This window comes from Nostoc sp. UHCC 0251 (assembly GCF_034932245.1).
Lineage (GTDB): Bacteria > Cyanobacteriota > Cyanobacteriia > Cyanobacteriales > Nostocaceae > Nostoc.
On sequence record NZ_JAYGHD010000303.1, the window covers coordinates 29,875 to 46,680 of the forward strand.

The 16,806-nt window shown below is 42.6% G+C and carries 14 protein-coding genes, 17 tRNA genes and 1 pseudogene; 8 read left to right on the forward strand and 24 right to left on the reverse strand.

What is annotated here, in order from left to right; all coding sequences use genetic code 11:
* The first annotated feature begins 97 nt into the window (after positions 1–97).
* Both drmA and VB740_RS23185 read left to right on the forward strand, forming a co-directional pair.
* Positions 98–4,078, forward strand: a complete 3,981-nt coding sequence (gene drmA / locus VB740_RS23180; RefSeq protein ID WP_323202254.1) for a DISARM system helicase DrmA — start codon at positions 98–100, stop codon at positions 4,076–4,078.
* Between the two features lie 3 nt (positions 4,079–4,081).
* The gene (locus VB740_RS23185; RefSeq protein WP_323202255.1) at positions 4,082–5,911 is read left to right on the forward strand and encodes a DUF1998 domain-containing protein; all 1,830 of its coding nucleotides are present in this window, start codon (positions 4,082–4,084) and stop codon (positions 5,909–5,911) included.
* A 141-nt stretch (positions 5,912–6,052) separates the two neighbouring features.
* Here VB740_RS23185 and VB740_RS23190 read toward each other — a convergent pair whose 3' ends face one another.
* A complete protein-coding gene (locus VB740_RS23190) occupies positions 6,053–7,261 on the reverse strand; it encodes a DNA cytosine methyltransferase (protein WP_323202256.1) in 1,209 nt (402 codons plus the stop codon).
* Between the two features lie 642 nt (positions 7,262–7,903).
* On the opposite strand from VB740_RS23190, the gene VB740_RS23195 reads away from it, so the two are divergent.
* Both VB740_RS23195 and VB740_RS23200 read left to right on the forward strand, forming a co-directional pair.
* Positions 7,904–8,497: a ParA family protein gene (locus VB740_RS23195; RefSeq protein WP_323202257.1), complete on the forward strand. Its 594-nt coding sequence runs from the start codon at positions 7,904–7,906 to the stop codon at positions 8,495–8,497.
* Positions 8,494–8,838: a hypothetical protein gene (locus VB740_RS23200; RefSeq protein ID WP_104900300.1), complete on the forward strand. Its 345-nt coding sequence runs from the start codon at positions 8,494–8,496 to the stop codon at positions 8,836–8,838. Before VB740_RS23195 ends, VB740_RS23200 begins: the two co-directional genes overlap by 4 nt.
* Before the next feature lie 276 nt (positions 8,839–9,114).
* Here the strand turns inward: VB740_RS23200 and VB740_RS23205 are convergent.
* The 19 genes from VB740_RS23205 to VB740_RS23295 form a co-directional block, all read right to left on the reverse strand.
* Positions 9,115–9,197: transfer RNA gene (locus tag VB740_RS23205), tRNA-Ser, on the reverse strand.
* A 92-nt stretch (positions 9,198–9,289) separates the two neighbouring features.
* A tRNA-Val gene (locus VB740_RS23210) sits at positions 9,290–9,357 on the reverse strand.
* A gap of 109 nt (positions 9,358–9,466) precedes the next feature.
* A tRNA-Leu gene (locus VB740_RS23215) sits at positions 9,467–9,531 on the reverse strand.
* Between the two features lie 9 nt (positions 9,532–9,540).
* Positions 9,541–9,617, reverse strand: a tRNA-Pro gene (locus tag VB740_RS23220).
* Positions 9,618–9,621: 4 nt separating this feature from the next.
* A tRNA-Leu gene (locus VB740_RS23225) sits at positions 9,622–9,699 on the reverse strand.
* Positions 9,700–9,708: 9 nt separating this feature from the next.
* Positions 9,709–9,782, reverse strand: a tRNA-Gln gene (locus VB740_RS23230).
* 5 nt (positions 9,783–9,787) lie between these two features.
* A tRNA-Asn gene (locus VB740_RS23235) sits at positions 9,788–9,862 on the reverse strand.
* Positions 9,863–9,871: 9 nt separating this feature from the next.
* Positions 9,872–9,945 (reverse strand) — tRNA-Phe (locus tag VB740_RS23240).
* A 6-nt stretch (positions 9,946–9,951) separates the two neighbouring features.
* Positions 9,952–10,025: transfer RNA gene (locus tag VB740_RS23245), tRNA-Arg, on the reverse strand.
* A 6-nt stretch (positions 10,026–10,031) separates the two neighbouring features.
* Positions 10,032–10,119, reverse strand: a tRNA-Ser gene (locus tag VB740_RS23250).
* A 4-nt stretch (positions 10,120–10,123) separates the two neighbouring features.
* A tRNA-Tyr gene (locus VB740_RS23255) sits at positions 10,124–10,205 on the reverse strand.
* Positions 10,206–10,211: 6 nt separating this feature from the next.
* A tRNA-Glu gene (locus VB740_RS23260) sits at positions 10,212–10,285 on the reverse strand.
* Positions 10,286–10,412: 127 nt separating this feature from the next.
* Positions 10,413–10,483, reverse strand: a tRNA-Trp gene (locus VB740_RS23265).
* A gap of 3 nt (positions 10,484–10,486) precedes the next feature.
* Positions 10,487–10,561 (reverse strand) — tRNA-Ile (locus VB740_RS23270).
* A gap of 5 nt (positions 10,562–10,566) precedes the next feature.
* A tRNA-Cys gene (locus VB740_RS23275) sits at positions 10,567–10,642 on the reverse strand.
* A gap of 4 nt (positions 10,643–10,646) precedes the next feature.
* A tRNA-Glu gene (locus tag VB740_RS23280) sits at positions 10,647–10,723 on the reverse strand.
* A 3-nt stretch (positions 10,724–10,726) separates the two neighbouring features.
* Positions 10,727–10,802, reverse strand: a tRNA-Asp gene (locus tag VB740_RS23285).
* Positions 10,803–11,004: 202 nt separating this feature from the next.
* Entirely contained in the window at positions 11,005–11,541 is a 537-nt protein-coding gene (locus tag VB740_RS23290) for an HNH endonuclease (RefSeq protein ID WP_323202258.1), read from the reverse strand.
* A 426-nt stretch (positions 11,542–11,967) separates the two neighbouring features.
* Positions 11,968–12,210 (reverse strand): hypothetical protein, encoded by a 243-nt coding sequence (locus tag VB740_RS23295; RefSeq protein WP_323202259.1) that lies wholly within the window; start codon positions 12,208–12,210, stop codon positions 11,968–11,970.
* A 435-nt stretch (positions 12,211–12,645) separates the two neighbouring features.
* On the opposite strand from VB740_RS23295, the gene VB740_RS23300 reads away from it, so the two are divergent.
* Together VB740_RS23300 and VB740_RS23305 are read left to right on the forward strand one after the other, a co-directional pair.
* Positions 12,646–12,813, forward strand: a complete 168-nt coding sequence (locus tag VB740_RS23300; protein ID WP_180267770.1) for a hypothetical protein — start codon at positions 12,646–12,648, stop codon at positions 12,811–12,813.
* A gap of 438 nt (positions 12,814–13,251) precedes the next feature.
* Positions 13,252–13,431, forward strand: coding sequence for a hypothetical protein (locus VB740_RS23305; RefSeq protein ID WP_323202260.1), 180 nt, complete (start codon positions 13,252–13,254; stop codon positions 13,429–13,431).
* Between the two features lie 232 nt (positions 13,432–13,663).
* On the opposite strand, the gene VB740_RS23310 is transcribed toward VB740_RS23305, so the two are convergent.
* A complete protein-coding gene (locus tag VB740_RS23310) occupies positions 13,664–14,200 on the reverse strand; it encodes a hypothetical protein (protein WP_323202261.1) in 537 nt (178 codons plus the stop codon).
* A gap of 52 nt (positions 14,201–14,252) precedes the next feature.
* Between VB740_RS23310 and VB740_RS23315 the strand changes: the two genes are divergently transcribed.
* Positions 14,253–14,438, forward strand: a complete 186-nt coding sequence (locus VB740_RS23315) for a hypothetical protein (RefSeq protein ID WP_323202262.1) — start codon at positions 14,253–14,255, stop codon at positions 14,436–14,438.
* Between the two features lie 19 nt (positions 14,439–14,457).
* Here the strand turns inward: VB740_RS23315 and VB740_RS23320 are convergent, their stop codons facing one another.
* The 3 genes from VB740_RS23320 to VB740_RS23330 form a co-directional block, all read right to left on the reverse strand.
* Entirely contained in the window at positions 14,458–14,634 is a 177-nt protein-coding gene (locus VB740_RS23320; protein ID WP_323202263.1) for a hypothetical protein, read from the reverse strand.
* Positions 14,635–14,880: 246 nt separating this feature from the next.
* Positions 14,881–15,069 (reverse strand): hypothetical protein, encoded by a 189-nt coding sequence (locus tag VB740_RS23325; RefSeq protein WP_323202264.1) that lies wholly within the window; start codon positions 15,067–15,069, stop codon positions 14,881–14,883.
* A 44-nt stretch (positions 15,070–15,113) separates the two neighbouring features.
* The gene (locus VB740_RS23330; RefSeq protein WP_323202265.1) at positions 15,114–16,331 is read right to left on the reverse strand and encodes a site-specific integrase; all 1,218 of its coding nucleotides are present in this window, start codon (positions 16,329–16,331) and stop codon (positions 15,114–15,116) included.
* Between the two features lie 152 nt (positions 16,332–16,483).
* On the opposite strand from VB740_RS23330, the pseudogene VB740_RS23335 reads away from it, so the two are divergent.
* Positions 16,484–16,806, forward strand: a pseudogene (locus tag VB740_RS23335) (hypothetical protein); the annotation flags it as partial.

Genomic DNA, 16,806 nt, shown 5'->3' on the forward strand with positions numbered 1-16,806 from the left:
CCTATTCAAGTAAAAATAACCTAATAAATTTACTTGAATTTGCATAAAAAATAGAACAAAGAATGAACAGATTACAAGTTGTTTAGTCAGGTGAATTGTGTCAGTCAGAACAGAATTGCTACTTAATCTCAGACAGGAAGTTCTTGGACCCAGAGAGTCTTGCTATGAGGTACTGCCCAGCCAGCAAGATCCACGCAATGAATTTATCACTGGTGTCCTCATTCCCAGGGATGCCAGCGATGAAGATGCTAAAGAGATTGAGGGGGAAGCAGAAATATTAGGGACTGGAATGGACGACTATGGCGAGGATGAATCAGATCAAGATAGTCCTGTAGCTGCTGCTGCACCTGTCTTAGATCCAAAATCACAACCTCGTTCTTTAGGTATTTCTTTTATTGTTAGTGCTACGAAAGGGATTGAACCAACAATAGAAATTTGTGCAACTTGGGCGCGATATCGTTCTGAGAGGAATCCCCAAGGAAATCAGGTCTTTAAGCGAATTCCCAATTTTTATATCACCCCTGAACCGATTTCTATCACAAACAACTTAACGATCTCCGAAATTGACGCAGTTAAAATCACAATTCGGAGTGTTCCTCGCTCTGATAACACCTACAAAGTATCAATTTACCTAGTTAATGAGACTTCTTTAATTGACCCACTGAGTGAGTCGGGAAAGAGACGCTTTGAGACTAGCGACCTAATTTTTCAACCTCAAATTCGGGTTGTGACTGGAGAAAATGCAAAGCTTTTGCCTTTTGATAGTTTTCAGCCTTCTGATGAGACTCCTGAACTCGGAAGTCTTCAGGAAGAAGACGAGTCATTAGAATTGATATATCGAGAATATCTTGCCTATGCGCGGGGTCACTTGTGTGCAGCCATTTGGAAAGAAATAGACCCTGAGCGCCCCTGTAAAGAAGAAAATTTACTGCAATGGATTGATGGTTTTCCTGTACAGTTTAAATGTGGAAAACAGCAATGGCAGAAGTTTAGTCTGCCAGACTGTAGAACAGAATATGTACCTTGCTACCCAGTTGAATCCCCTGCAATTGATTGGGAATCTGAAATAGCACAGATTCCAGACCTAAATACTGCTACCCTGGCACAAGCATGGAATTCAACCGTAATGCGTGCAGCATTACAGCCTCTAGTTGACGGTTATGCAGCCTGGATTGATCAACAACAAACTACGGTCAGTCAATTAGAGCCTAGATATCATCGAGCCGCTAATCGACATCTGGAAAACTGTCGCATAACTCAGCAGCGAATACAAGAAGCTATTGAGTTAATTATTCAAAATGAAGAGGTAAGACTGGCTTTTTGTTTTGCCAATAAAGGGATTAATCTTCAGGCATCTTGGAGAAGACCAGGACATGATTTTACCTGGAGACCTTTCCAGCTAGCATTTATTCTAATGAATATCCCGGCGATCGCTAACCCTTTACATCCAGATCGCCAGACTTGTGACTTACTAGCTTTCCCAACAGGTGGTGGTAAAACTGAGGCATATTTGGGTCTAGCTGCTTTTACACTAGGATTGAGAAGACTACGCTCTGGTAAAGATTCTTCTAAAGAGCCAACTGGACAGGGCGTTAGTGTAATTTCTAGGTACACCCTGAGACTATTAACAATTCAACAATTTCGTCGCGCTTTAGGGTTAATCGTTGCTTCCGAAGTGCTACGAGTTGAAAACTTAGGAATGGGTTCTCCAGTGGGATGGCGACCGAAGGATTGTCAGCGAAGCGACCATCATATTTGGGGAACAACTCGCTTCTCTGTCGGACTGTGGGTAGGTGGTAGTGTAACCCCTAATCGCTTGAAAGATATATACATTCCCAACAGTCCCCCTTTGTTAGGTGCTATTTCAGCATTGAAAGGCGAAACAGGAGTAGAAGGCGACCCAGCTCAGATTCTTAACTGCCCTTGTTGTGGGTCAATCCTAGCCATACCAAGAGACGGATTACTTGGAGGAAAGACACACACAATTCATCTAGTTATGCAGGGAGCAGTTGCTAACCCATCAATTTCTCATCAAACAGAAAACTGGGAAGAACTTGAATCCGAACCAATTTTTTCTTCTGTTCCTATCGTCAATTCTAGTAACTATATAACCCTTTCCCTCAGTCTGAACATAAAAAAAGGGTCAAAACTTTCAGTAGGGAAGCTGGAGGGATGGTGGAGAGATAAAATTCAGCCCCAGTTAAACTCTTTAAATTTAGTCCCTTTTAGAATCAGCCGACCTGGATATTTCAAGAGAAGTCATATAGGAATTCGCAATGGTTCAGAAAATATAGAAAACTTTGAAATTTATTGCGCCAATCCAAATTGTGACCTGAACAACCAAAAAATCTGGAATGAAAAAGTTCCCCTTGCCTTTAATGAAAAGCGTAATCAGCAAAATAGTGCTGCTGATAAACTGACTTGGGAAAAACCTCTTGAAGCTTTTAAAGCCTACACAAACTTCTCTTCAAGAATTCCAATTTCAGCCTATACAGTTGACGATCAAGTTTATTCCCGTATTCCTTCACTGTTAGTAGCTACAGTTGATAAGTTTGCCCGTTTAGCCTTTGAGCCAAGAGCAAGTGCGCTCTTTGGAAACATCAATCATTACAATAGCAGGTCTGGATTTTATCGTGATAATGCAGGGGCTAGCGATCCTAAAAGCCATAATAAAGCTGTCAATCCACTCCTGCCACCTGACCTTATTCTGCAAGATGAACTTCATTTAATAGAAGGGCCACTTGGTAGCATGGTTGGGCTTTACGAAACAGCAGTCGATACTCTATGTGAACGAATGTATCAGGGTCAACTTGTCAGCCCTAAATACATTGCTTCCACTGCAACAGTGCGACAGTCTCAATCGCAAGTACAATGTTTGTTTAACCGCTCTGTTTTTCAATTCCCGCCTCCTGCTTTATCAGCGGACAACAGTTTTTTTGCTCGAACACCAAGGAATGTTCATCCATTAGAGATAGATGCTAATGGCAAGCATCCTAGTGGTCGCCTTTATGTAGCTGTTTGCGCTCCAGGGAAGGGCGCTCAAACTCCTATTGTTCGCATCTATTCATCAATGTTTCAGAGCATTGAGCAACTGAAACAGGCAGGATATAGCGATAGTGACTGCGACCCATTTTGGACGTTGGTAGGCTACTTTAATGCGATTCGGGAATTGGCAGGTGCTGTCACACTTTATCGGCAAGACATTCCTGAACGACTGCGGCACAATGCAGACATTATGGAAGTGACCGGACGAGAACTAGAAGAAGCGATTGAACTTTCCAGTCGCATGGATTCTACTGAATTACCTGGTTTACTTAGCAGCCTGTCACTGCCATTACCAGATGCCAGAGATGCTGTTTTGAGTACCTCCATGTTCGGGACAGGTGTTGACATTGACCGCTTGGGTTTAATGGTGGTCAATGGACAGCCAAAAACTACTTCATCTTATATCCAAGCTACAGGTCGTGTAGGTCGTTCAACTGGAGGGCTGGTGATTACTTTCTTTAGAGCAAGTCGTCCCAGAGACTTAGATCATTATGAATTTTTCACTGGCTATCATAGGGCGATTTACCGTTATGTGGAGCCGATTACGGTGACTCCCTTTGCCTCTAGAGCCAGAGAACGGGGGATTGGACCAGTAGCAGTGGCATTACTGCGACAAGCTAGAACAATTCAGGGAGTAAATGTTGTATCTCAATGGGCGGCGGATGCTAGTCACATTGGAAATGCTCGTAACTCATCTGAGTTGGGATGTATCACCGAAGTTATTAAAAGGCGATCGCAAATTCAGCTAGAAACTCGTCGTCCACCAGAAGACCAAGTTAATGGCGAGGTGCAAAGAGGATTAGACCGATGGGAAAATATTGCACAACAAGAAAACAATTTGGAATATGTAGAGTACGCGATTAACAAGCCTCCTACAAAGTCTGTTGTGTTAGGAGATGAGCAACATCAGCAACAAGGTTTTACATTTGTCTTTCGCAACTCTCCCCAGTCTTTGCGTGAAGTCGAATCCATGACGCGCTTTGGCTCTATTTCAATGAATCAGCAAAATCAAGCCAATCAAGGAAAAAGTTAAACTATGGCAAGTAAAGGTCAATCTTTGCGTCCTTCACAATACATTACCACCTTTGGACCAGGTAGTATTCTAGAAACACCAGATGGCCCAGTGGTGATTGCAGCACCAAGCCAATCCAAGTTATTTGATAATGGGCGCAGACCTGAAGATTATGAAATTACAGACTTGAGGCTCTCCCAAACCTTACTCAATGGCAATAAAATTTTCTATATTCCCTCCAATGCTGATTTAGGAAAACCTGAAAGCATTTCAGTTTACCAAACTTACCATTTTCCCACTTGGTCTTTATGTACAAAACATGGGATTCTCTATCAACATAGAAGAGAGGAAAAAGTTGGTTGCCCAAGTTGTGGACAACTACAAAATTCTTATAAGGCTTGGGATAAATCTCGTGAGGAGGCAGTCAGATTTGTTCTAGCTTGTTCTCATGGACATCTGAATGAAGTCCCGTGGCGCTCACTGATAAAACATAAACGCGAATGTCAGGGAGCAGACTTTTACAAATGGGAAGGGGGTGGAGGTGCGATCAGAAATATACAGATTATCTGTCCCAATTGTGGCGGAGCAGAAAATTTTGGGAAAGCTTACTCTAGAGAGTTTCAATGTAGTGGTAGATTTCCAGAACGAAGAGAAGATCCAGCAGGATGTGAGAAACGAGCCAAAATTATTCAGCGTGGTGCTGCTAACTTAAGGGTGTCTGAACTCCGAACTGCCCTAACAATTCCACCACTAGATACCGCTCTACATCGCTTGCTACAATGTCGAGCTATTCTTGCTGCTTTGCCTATGAAGATAGAATCCAAATCCCAAATTATCCAGATGTTAGATGATTTGGTGACAAAACGACTTTTAAACCAAACATCTGTTGAAACTATTAAGCGATACAGTGAACGAGAAATCCTTGATGCTGCCAATGATGTTCTTAATGAACAAACAAGACAACACAACGCAACTGAAGAAAACCTGAAACAAGAAGAATTTAAAAGTCTGAGTAACGCTGCTTGTTATGGTGCTCCACCGCATCGTTCAGATAAACCTGGTGGTCCAAATCAGTTTGAAGTTTACCACGAAAATGTCGAGACATTAACATTAGATTCAGGACGAATTTTACGGGTTACACCCCTTAGTCGCTTGCGGGTGGTAATGGTACAGGTTGGTTATACACGACCAATTAGTACAGATAAGGATGATCCACAGCCTAAAGTTGTCCCTGTTGAGTATAGACCACCTGATGAAAATACCGCTTGGCATCCAGGTGTTGAGTTATTTGGTGAAGGTATTTTTTTAGATTTGATATCTACGGAAGAACCAAAAGGCATTTCCGAACATTTTCCTTTAAAAGGGTCAGCTTATAGTCGTTGGTTGTCAGCTTATAACTCGACTGATGGCTACCGAAAAATTAAGGCTATGCCGGGATCTCAAACGAGTTATTTACACCCTGTTTTTGTCTGGTGGCATACACTAAGTCATCGTTTAATTACAGCACTATCAGTGGATTCTGGTTATTCGTCAGCAGCTATTAGGGAACGAGTTTACACCTACACGGAAAATAATAAGACCGTTGGTGGTTTACTACTTTATACAGCCCAATCTGGAGGGGATGGTACATTGGGAGGACTAATCGGTTTAGTGCCTCACTTTGAACGTATTCTTAAGTCTGCTCTACGCAATGTAGATGCTTGCTCTAATGACCCAATTTGTATTGAAGAAGAATTTGGAGAAGATAGAGTTAATGGCTCTGCTTGTTATGCCTGCCAGTTCATTTCTGAAACTTCTTGCGAACACAGAAATACTTTACTTGATAGGCAGTTACTACTGGAAAATTTACCATGAATCATGTAACTATATTTACCTTGGATGGAGACAGGGATATGCTCAGTTAAATCGATCTTGAAAGATAGAGGTTAACACTATATCTAAGTGCTTTGATAGTATTATCACTTTTCTATCTATAATTATTGCCAATTTAACTAGCTAATGACTTGCTTTGTAAGCCTTGATCTGCTCAACAATAGGTCTGGCGATCGCCTCAGCCAAAAAAGGGGGTACAGAATTACCAACTAACTCAAACATCCTAGTCATAGGCGCATCAAATACAAAGTCATCAGGAAAACTTTGAAGTCTAGCAGCTTCTCTCACAGAAAGGCTTCTAGTTTGAGTTGGATGAATATAAGCTAAACAATCTCTTTGCATATGTGCAGTTAATGTCCATGAGGGTTCATTCCACTTCAAACGTTTATACTTATCATTAAAAATATCAGAGCGATAGCGTCTAACTGATTCGGGCAAGTCTCTATATTTACCACCTTGAGTCAACATTTCAAATATAGCTAGGTCTTTTTCGTTATGAGCGCGACATATATGATTCATAACACCCTCTCCCTGTTGTTTTCTAATCCTCATCTTCTCTTGATACTCAGACTGGGGCGGACAATTATATGGCATTTCAACGTCAACCTGCTTTGGTCCCGAAATTTTACTCCTCAAAGCCATAGATACAGGTTTAAGTTCTGGTAAGTCTCCAATAGCATCTCCTACTGAAATTGGACGGACTATATTTCTTTGAGGGAACTCAAAACTCAGGTTGGTATTTTTGCGCTTACCAACAATAAACAGGCGTTTTCTAAGTTGAGGAACACCATAATCAGAGGCAATTAATACCCTTGGTTCAAAAAGGTCATAACCTGGATAATCATGCTGATGAACAGGTAATCCATTTTCTAACTCTCGAATAATCGTTGGAAATATTTTATTGCTTTTAAGTGTATTGACATTTTCAATTACAAAAAAAATAGGCTGATAATAATTTAAAAAATCAATAAATATTTTGTATAAGAAGTTCCTTGGATCATTTCTTACCTTTAATTCAGGATCATTTCCTCGCTGTCGTTCTAAAGACTTCATTTTACCAATACCAACAACTGAAAATCCTTGGCAAGGTGGTCCTCCAATTAAAATATCAACTTCACCTGGTTTAATCGGAAGCTCTAAAAAATCAACATTTCTGACATCTTGAGCATCCAGTTCCAATCTACAGTTCGGAAAATTTCTATGATGTGTCCTGATAGCATGTGGATTATTGTCAATTCCTCCCAAAATTTGACAGCCAGCATTCTGAAAACCTAAACTCATTCCACCTGCACCGCAAAAGATATCGAGTACAGTGGGATATTCAATTTTCATCTGAACTTTCTTTGACATTCACGCTGAATTTTATGTATTTTTTTGACCAGATCAGATTATTATATTTTTATTTCCTTTCATCGGTAAAAATAAAAATAGAATTTTTTTTGAATGTTTAAAACAAATTACCATTGAACAAGCTACAAATTAACCAGAATAAAAGGGTTGCAATTCAAGACAACCACCGCCCAGCTTGAAAAACCGCACGCTTTCCGAAGGTAGTGGGAGAGATTGTAGCTTTCATGCAAGTCCAAAGAGCGCCAAAACACCACACCACAACCTTTACTGTATAAAAATGCGTTTAATCGACTAAAACAGCCGCCTTGTGGTTCTGCCAGAAGGTAGAACCACAAGGCGGGCATCTACGGCAACATACGGATGATCGCAATCCTGCTAGAGTTAATTTTAGATTTTTGCGTACTCAAATACTTAGTCAACTAGTACAGAACTGCCAGAGTGACGAAGACAGTGTTTTGATTTTTGCGTACTCAAATATCCAAAAAACTAAAATGGACAATCAACCACCAAACTCAGGTACAGTAATTAATAAAATCGAAATTTTAAGTTTTTGCGTACTTAAAATTTCAGATTTTTAAAATTTCAAGTTTTCAGCAGTTTAAAAGTTTACTGCCTGGAGGTATCATGATTATCACAGTCGCTTCGTTCAAAGGAGGGGTGGGCAAAACTACAACAGCCGTCCACCTAGCAGCTTACTTACAAACCAAAGGGGAAACATTACTGATTGATGGCGACCCCAACCGTTCTGCTAGCGGTTGGTCAAAACGTGGCGCTCTGCCCTTCAAAGTGATTGATGAGCGGCAAGCTGCAAAGTATGCGAAGAATTACCAGCACATTATCATTGACACCCAAGCAAGACCGGAACAGGAAGATTTAGAAGCACTTGTGGAAGGATGTGATTTACTTGTGCTTCCCACTACCCCGGATGCTTTATCACTTGATGCCCTGATGCAGACTGTTACTACTCTCAATTCGTTAGGTGCTGATAAATTTCGCATCCTTATTACTCGCGTTCCACCTAAACCCCGGCGAGATGGAGAAGAAGCAAGGGCAATGTTAACTGAGGCTGGATTACCTCTATTTAAGGGTAGTATCCGTGATGCAGTTGCCTTTCAAAAAGCCGCGTTAGCTGGTGTACCAGTTAACAAAATTTCTGACCCACGCGCCAAAATTGCTTGGCGAGATTATCAAAGCATCGGTCAGGAGGTGATGAAGTGAGCAAATTCAAAGGTATTTTGGATGCAGCAAAGGGTCGTGAACCTGAACCGGAGCCAGAAAATCAAAGCCAGGAAACAGAAATTCAATTGCCAGAAGTTCAACAACCTGAAAAGGTAGAACTCAAGCCAGTTGCCCAATTGCAAACCGAACCGCCAAAACGGGGACGACCCAAAGCCAAACGCTCTGACCCTGACTATGAGCAGGTAACTGCTTACATTAAAAGAAATACTCACACAGCAGTCAAAATTGAACTGTTAAAGTCCAGTCAGAATGGCGAAAAGCGGGAGTTTAGCGAACTTGTTCAAGATTTGCTAGAGCAATGGCTAAATTTGCGTACCTGAAATTTCAGATACTCAAAAACTTGAAAAGTTAAATTTTTAGATATTTGAGTTTTTGACTATGTGACTTAAAGGCGATGCCTACGGCGGTAAACTACGCAGTCCAGTAAAAGCTGAATGTGGCGATGCTTGTTGGTAAGCAAGTCACTGCGCGTCTATGTATGGCTTGCACTGCTTCTCAAAATCCTTATGTTGAAGAAAAATCCATCTGGGAGGTACTGCCCCTCCTATATCTGTGTTATCAGCACAGCGCCTCACTTTTCGGCTTCAGGTGGAAGGCGGAAGATGGAGGAATTGAACCCCCAGGTATTACCCTGCTCTAGTTTTCAAGACTAGTTGCCCTCCCTTGAGCAGCATCTTCCATATAAACAAGGGGTATCTGAGGAGACTTGAACTCCCTAATGACTGGTTCCACAAACCAGCGCCGCGACCGCTTTGGCTTCAGATACCAAAGTGGATACAGGTCGGATTTGAACCCGCTACTTCCTCTTTGTAAGAGAGGCACTCTCCCAACTGAGTTACAGGGCTAAGAAAGCGATCGACGAGATTTGTAGCTTGCTTCCCGCAGGGTACTCGTACCTAGAGTTTGGAAGACTCAAATGCTGCCATTACACCACAATCGCATTGAAGCTGGTGACAGGAGTTGAACCCACAAAATCTGGTTTCTAAGACCAGCACGTTTGCCAGTTTCGTCACAAGGGCAAATGGTCGGGATGGTAGGATTTGAACCTACGGCTCCTTGTCCCCAAAACAAGGCTTCTAGACCACTGAATTACATCCCGATATTGGTACTCCTGACGGGAGTTGAACCCGTACACAGACTGTTTTTGAAACAACCGCCTCTTCCAATTGGGCTACAGGAGTATACATAGGCTGGGAAGGAAGGAATCGAACCCTCAAACTTCGCATTCAAAGTGCGACGGCTTTGCCTGTTTGCCTACTTCCCAATAAATGGCTGCCTCAGCAAGAGTCGAACTTGCAACCTCGCGGTTAACAGCCGCTTGCTCTGCCATTGAGCTATGAGGCAATGTGCCAGTCCCCCAGATCCGGATTGAACGGATGACCTCCTGTTCTTCAGACAGGCGCTACTACCAACTGAGCTACCGGGGGATAAGGCGAGAACGGAGAGACTTGAACTCTCAATCTTCAGTTTCGTAATCTGAGATGTTATCCAGTTACACCACGTTCTCATAAGGCGGAGAGAGAGGGAGTTGAACCCACAGTGAGATGATGAATCTCACAACTGTTTAGCAAACAGCTTGCCCTGCCAATAGCAATCTCTCCATAATGGGCCGGGCTGGAATTGAACCAGCAACACTGAACGCGGCGGTTTTACAGACCGTTACCTACACCAATAGGTGAGCCGACCCAAAAGGTAGTGCAGACGGGACTTGAACCCGCTAATTACACGCTTGAAAGACGTGCCGCTCGGCCACTTCGCTTCTGCACCATGTATACCGTGTAAGTTAAAAAAGCTGTTGATTCACACACAGGAATTGAACCTGCATAGACTGTTTTAGAGACAGTTGCCTTACCATTAGGCGAGTATGTAAGCTTTTTCGGTCAGGACACGGCAACGCACAGACTAGGATTTGAACCCAGAACAACAGTTTTGGAGACTGTGGTGTTGCCGTTACACCATCTGTGCATTTGGTCGCAGTGGTGGGAGTTGAACCCACATCGACCAAGTTATGAGCTTGGAGCTTTGCTATTAAGCTACACTGCAATATTTGGAGTCCAGGGTGGGATTTCAACCCACGATTGTCGGTGTTGCAAGCCGATGCCTTAAACACTTGGCGACCTGGACAATTTGGAAGCCTTGACGGGAGTTGCACCCGCTTCTCCTTGACTGAGAATCAAAGCGACTTGTCTATTTGTCCACAAGGCTACACGGGGATGATGAGATTTGAACTCACGATCTTTCGCTCGACAGGCGACTGCTTTAAACCGGACTAAGCTACACCCCCACGTTGGATGGCAATTATTTAATTTTCAAGGTTCAGAAGTGTTTGCGCTATGCCTTTTTGAGAGGCTGTAGTGCTTCACTACATTTATACTACATAGCGTATTACAAAATGTCAAGGGCATACTACAAACTTTTTAAAAGAACTGAGAGGGCAGTGTTACGTAATCGAGCTTATTGCCCTCTCTGACTAGGTTTGAAGGTAATTACTCGTTCTCACTCAGGCGTTGTGCGTTCCAAAACTGTTCGGCAAACGCAATTGCTGGGTGAATTGGGGCTTTAGGCTTGCTTTTGAGTACCATTCCAGCTTCATGGGGTAAGCGATCGCTCTTTGTAGAGTTACAACGCTCACAAGCTGTCACAACGTTGTCCCAGGTATGTTGTCCACCTTTTGAACGGGGAATTACATGGTCAAGCGTTAGATGCTTGGTGTTACCACAGTATTGACAGGCGTGATTATCGCGTCTCAAAACCTCACGACGGTTGACAGGCGGGACTTTCCAATGCCGTTCCGGATTACCAACAGTCAAGCGAATGTGTTCAGGTACTTGTAGTACGACGCTGGGCGATCGCACTTCCCACTGCTTTGTAGTACCAAAATTCACTGATTCTGCTTGACCTGTGACTAACAGCACGATTGCTCGTTTGATGTTGATGCGTGCTAGTGGTAAGTAGTTCTTGGAGAAAACCACAACTGAATTTTGTAATATGTGTGGTTGCCCAAAAGGTGGTTGAGCTTCCATAAGTTAATTCACTCCTAAAAAAATAACCCCCGCCTCTGGTTATCAGGTGCGGGGGTCACGTAGTTGATACTTTTTGACCTATATCGGTGCTAGAAAACACTTGCACCTCCCGCTTTGGATAAGTTGATCTAGATTCAGCCATCCGGTAATCGCTTCAAAAATACTTTCACGCTGCAATTTACTGCCGACAAAACAATACATTTCCTCAAACGCAAACAGCGCGAATACTCTGCCTAAACCCTTGTTGGGTCGGCAATGTATCACGCTGCTAATGGTTGAGGAGAATCTGCTTATCATTGAAGGTTTGTAGTATTTGTAATTGGGACTTATATCAATAATACAGTTGTAGTATGCGATTGTCTACTGCCCTCTGATCCAGCCTGTGGTTTTGGTGCATTTTTCCTGAAAGGATCACTTTTTCTAGACTCAAAAGCAAAGGCGATCCAGTCTATGGTTGCGATCGCCTTTGTTCAGATGCGTACTTGGATGTAGAAGAGTTGGGTAATGTTTTTGAGAGTTTATGGATGGACTCTCAGGGAACTCTAATTTTTTAACTCTGGGAATAACAGCTACATCTGTCAAGTTGACAGAGTTACTAAGTGTGGTGAGTAGTGGTGACACTACTTCTTGGTAGAAGATGCCCAGTTTCTTCAACCGCAAAAATTCCACACTTAAACATTGTAAACAGAGTGTTAATTACACCTGTTACTAAAGCTGGCTTGGCAGTTTCCAAGGCCACCAAGCCAGCAATTCAACAAAAACTAAAGCAAAAGGTTACTGCAATGAATAGAAACACTAGAAACTTACAACTTAATGATAAGTCAAAGCACCGGAGAGGTTTTCTTTGGAGGCTTCGACAGCTATGTAGGTTTTGGCATCCCATCTTAGGGGCTGTCATAGCGATCGCTTCTCTAATGAAGTTGCTGTTTCACTAACAGGCGATCGTCTTATCTGGCGGATTCCGCCAGATACCTCAATGGATGCGTAGCTTGCCGCCGTAGGCATCGCTCAAAAAAACTCATCAAAAAGGCGATCGCACTGGATCGCCTTTTCTTCTAAGAAACTGATCCCTTTCCCTGCCTGGACAAGGTAAATCTGATAACCTTGGCAGCCGCTGTTCCCGCAAATAACTATACTTTGGCTCAAGAAATATTACGCGGTGTAGCACAGGCACAGCATGAGTTTAATGACAATGGCTTAAATGGTCGATTATTGGAAAGCGGAATATGCCTTCAAGACGTTCAAGTTAACAAAAGTAGTGATTTTCTCTAATCCTGATGATTCATACAGTTTTACTATCACAGGAGAAGTTAGTTAGCGTACAGCTACTAGTTATGACGCTACTCAAGCTTTTATTTGTACATGAATACTTGAGTGTTCATTTCCCTCCTATGAGGTGATGGAAGAGATTTAGCCAAAAACAACTGCGATCGCCTGTTTTATGGACTCAATCCTGACAAAAATTTTTGTGAGAACTCTATTGCTGGGAATAACAGTTAAGCCAAGTTGACAAAGTTAGTAAAGGAGGTGGTGATACTCAAAAAACAAAAACCCCATAACAGCAGAGGTGGGAATTTTAGTTTTAGAAGGAGGTGGTTATCTTTGCTCACTAAACGCTCTTTTTCATCCTGTTACATCAGTTAAAGCTGGTCTGGCGGCCTCGGAAACTACCAAACCAGCATCAAACAAAACTATTTCAAAGGTAAAAGTATGTTTACACCAAAACAGTCTCATCATAAGTCAACTGCCATCATCATTGTTGGTGGTCTAGTTGCTCTAGGTGCGCTTTGGGTTGTGGGGTCTTCCAATTGTGGAAGTTCTTTAGACTTCAACCTGTTACCGTCTCCTAATGTTCAAGTTAAAAAGGAGGCTTGTTTACCAGTTAAATAACTAATGTAGGCGATCCAGTTATGCTAACTGCGATCGCCTTTATCCTCCAAGAAAATAGTTAGTTGAGTGCAGCAGCGATCGTAGCCTAACGAGTCGCACTACTTTTTCCACACGGCTTTCCACTGTTCACGAGAACCAAAGCATTGCTCACAGCCTGCTGTTGCCTGTTCTCCATTAGGGTGTTTCCATGCTAGATAATACCAGCCTTGTCCATTCCATTCATGTCTTCCTTTTATGGAGAAACCTTTGGTTGTGCTGTTTGTGTTGACTGTTGTGGAGATGGTGATGAAACCTGGGTAACTTTTGATAACGTTGATGAAAGATTAATCCACATACCTATAAGTAAAGCTATTGCAGCAATAACACCAATAAACTGAGTGGATATAGCCCCTTTTAACCAAGCTGTATCTTCTTGCATTTTCAATAGCTGGGCTTTCGTTGCTAAAGGACTATGTTCATTCGTAAAGTCATGCAATTTTGGTAAGCTTTCAACTTTAGAATTAACCTCAGAAAGTTCAGTTGTCGTTGCAAGGCTTTTAATGTCCCGATCTCTTAAACCATCAAGGTCTTGTTTAATTCCATCTAAACGCTCAATGAAGAGTTTATGCAAACCTTGATTATATGAAGTCATACGATCAACTTCATTACGAACCTGTGGGAGGACATTCTTGCTCACTTCATGGATATTTACCATATCCCTAGTAAGTGCATCAGAGCTAATTTTAAGACTAGCTATATCATCGGAAATGCGTTGTATAGAATTATCCAAACGGGAAATATTTTGATTAAAAGACTCGGTTGCTTGCGTAAGTCTCTTAATATTGGTAAGAATTTCTTCTTGGGGAGGCTTTACTTCCGACATTCTCAATTCCTATAACGCTATCATAGAATATTTTATTGTTACACCTGTAAGACAACTGGCACATCAATTAATATTTCGCAATATTTACCCGAACGGCGATCGCACCCTAAAACGCGATCGCATTGCCATCGCTGATTCTGTCTAAGGTTCTCACCTGCGCGTGGTCAGCAGCAGCGTTGGTCGCGGCGGATAAAAGCTTGCGTAGAGCGCCGTTGGTACTTGTTGCATTTACCAGAAATCCCAAACACTTGCAATAATAATCCCTGAGATGACTGGCGTAAATCTCCTTGGTTGCGATCGCATCTTACCCAACTCAGCAAGAAGCAGCGATCGCCCTTCATCCTCTAAGAAAAAGTTCTAATTTTCTGGAACTTTCAATCTAGGCGGTGTAGTCCTAATTAGAAAAGCGACTTATAAATAACTTCTATAAATAGCCCTTGGGGAATATAACCCCATCCAAAGCCCAGTCACGACGACCGGGTTTTTTGGTTTTGAAGCGATGTGAAAAGCGGGCTGTGACGCTCGACGACTCGGTTTAGCTTCTCTACCAGACGCTACTCGCGTTCGCTATCGGTGACGCTTTGACGTTATTCTTCATTATTGCCGTATGTCACACAAGGACTATCAATTACAATTGCACTTTGGAATGAATTACAGAAAATGACGGTAGAACAATTAACCCCAAATTCTTCTGGGTGAATGCACTCTATCGCTCCTTCTACTAAGGCATGGAAAGCACAATCATTGCAGATAGTCTGACATTCGCCCACTGTCATTGCTCCTCTATTAAATTAGAACAAGTAATGACTTAATTATCCAATCAAAACCTCGGCAGCACTGTACCCGTGCCCGCGTCTTTCTTCGTGCGGACATAAGCCTTTGTTGTATCGGTTTTACTGTGCCCCAACTGGTTTTGCACCTCAAAAACATTTTTATGCTCGACTGCTCTTGTCGCGTGAGAATGGCGTAACCAGTGACATGAAAACTTCACCTTTGCCACCTCGGAGATATCCTGAATCAACCTTTTTATTGCCCGATCGCTCAACGGCAACCCCTTTTTTGCTGGGTCAGGTGACATATTCGCAAACACGGGCATCTTATCACTAGCCATCCCCCGGTACTTTTTGAAAACGAGCGAAGTCTGATGGTCTAAGCCAATCTCGCGGTACTTGCCACCTTTGCCTCGGAACTTAATCGTATAGTATCCCCGGTTTCTATCCTCTGGTGTCGGGTCGGGATACCACTGGAAATTATGCCAATATAACCCCGGATAATCTTCCTTGGGTTGGCCCGGTTCATCACCCGGAACCGTCACGCGACCCACTTCACCAACCCGCATCCCACTGTAAAAAATCAAACTAAAAACTAGCCAATACTTACCCCCCAACTGCTTGGCTGCATCAGCTAGCTTCTTCATCTCGAAATCTTCTAGATATCGCTCTGCCTTCGGTAAATTACTGAAATTGTCGTAATTTATACTACTTGCAATATTCCGCAAAAAATAGCCAATACTCTCCCCACTCCCATAACTCCAGAGCGATCGCAATATCAGCACTCGGTTACTTTTAGTATAAGGGGAAACCTCACCCCAGGAAGCAATAAATTCTAGTAACAATGGTTGCTGTAGCAATCTTAAATCAGGTATACCTTGATTCCGTACCCAATCAAGCAATTTTTGACCAAATCGGTAGTATTTTCGTTTAGTTTGTTCGCGGTTTTGGCTTCCAGCCCAAGCCAAAATTAACTCCTCATCATTACCCACCGCAGGCGTGCGGTAATAATATTGCCGAATTACCTCCTCTACCAATTCTGGAGTTACTTGAGCATTAGTGTTTTTAATTACACTTGGTTGGGGAGTAGCAGGCAGAATTTCTACAGAGCCAATCTCAATATTAGTAACATCCATCTGGTCTTTAGGGTTACGCGACCATAAAAATATAGCTTCCTGGAAGTGCTGTTTCAGGAAGCTTTTATATTCTACGACAGCGCAGTGAATATACTGCCCGCACTCTTCGTTAATAATTCCAAAAGCCTGCACAAAAGTAGCAAGATCCCTTCTAGGGTGAAAGACCCAAAACACGGCGGACGATTCCCGAACTCTTTTGTGCTTGAATCACCAATCCCTGATATGTTGATAGCATTGCTATCTACTTGATATCGATAGCTGTTGCTATCAATTGCGATATCACTATGTCTGACGAGAACAAACCCAGCGAGATGATCCGCGTACCCACTCCCCTGATTCCAGCAGTTAGGGAGTTATCCCGGCTGCACCGACAAGGACGAACAAGCGAGTTGCTTCACTCTTTGGATGAATTAATACTGGCGTTGGACAGTAACAGTAGAAGCGCCAACCCTACTTCCCAAACGATATTAGCTATTTGCGAACGACTGGATAAGCTGGAATCACAGAACTTCGGTGAATCTAATAGCAACGAAACTGGAGCAATCCATAATCTCGCCGATTTAGAACAAAAAATTGAGGGGATGACAGCCCGAATGACACAGTTTAC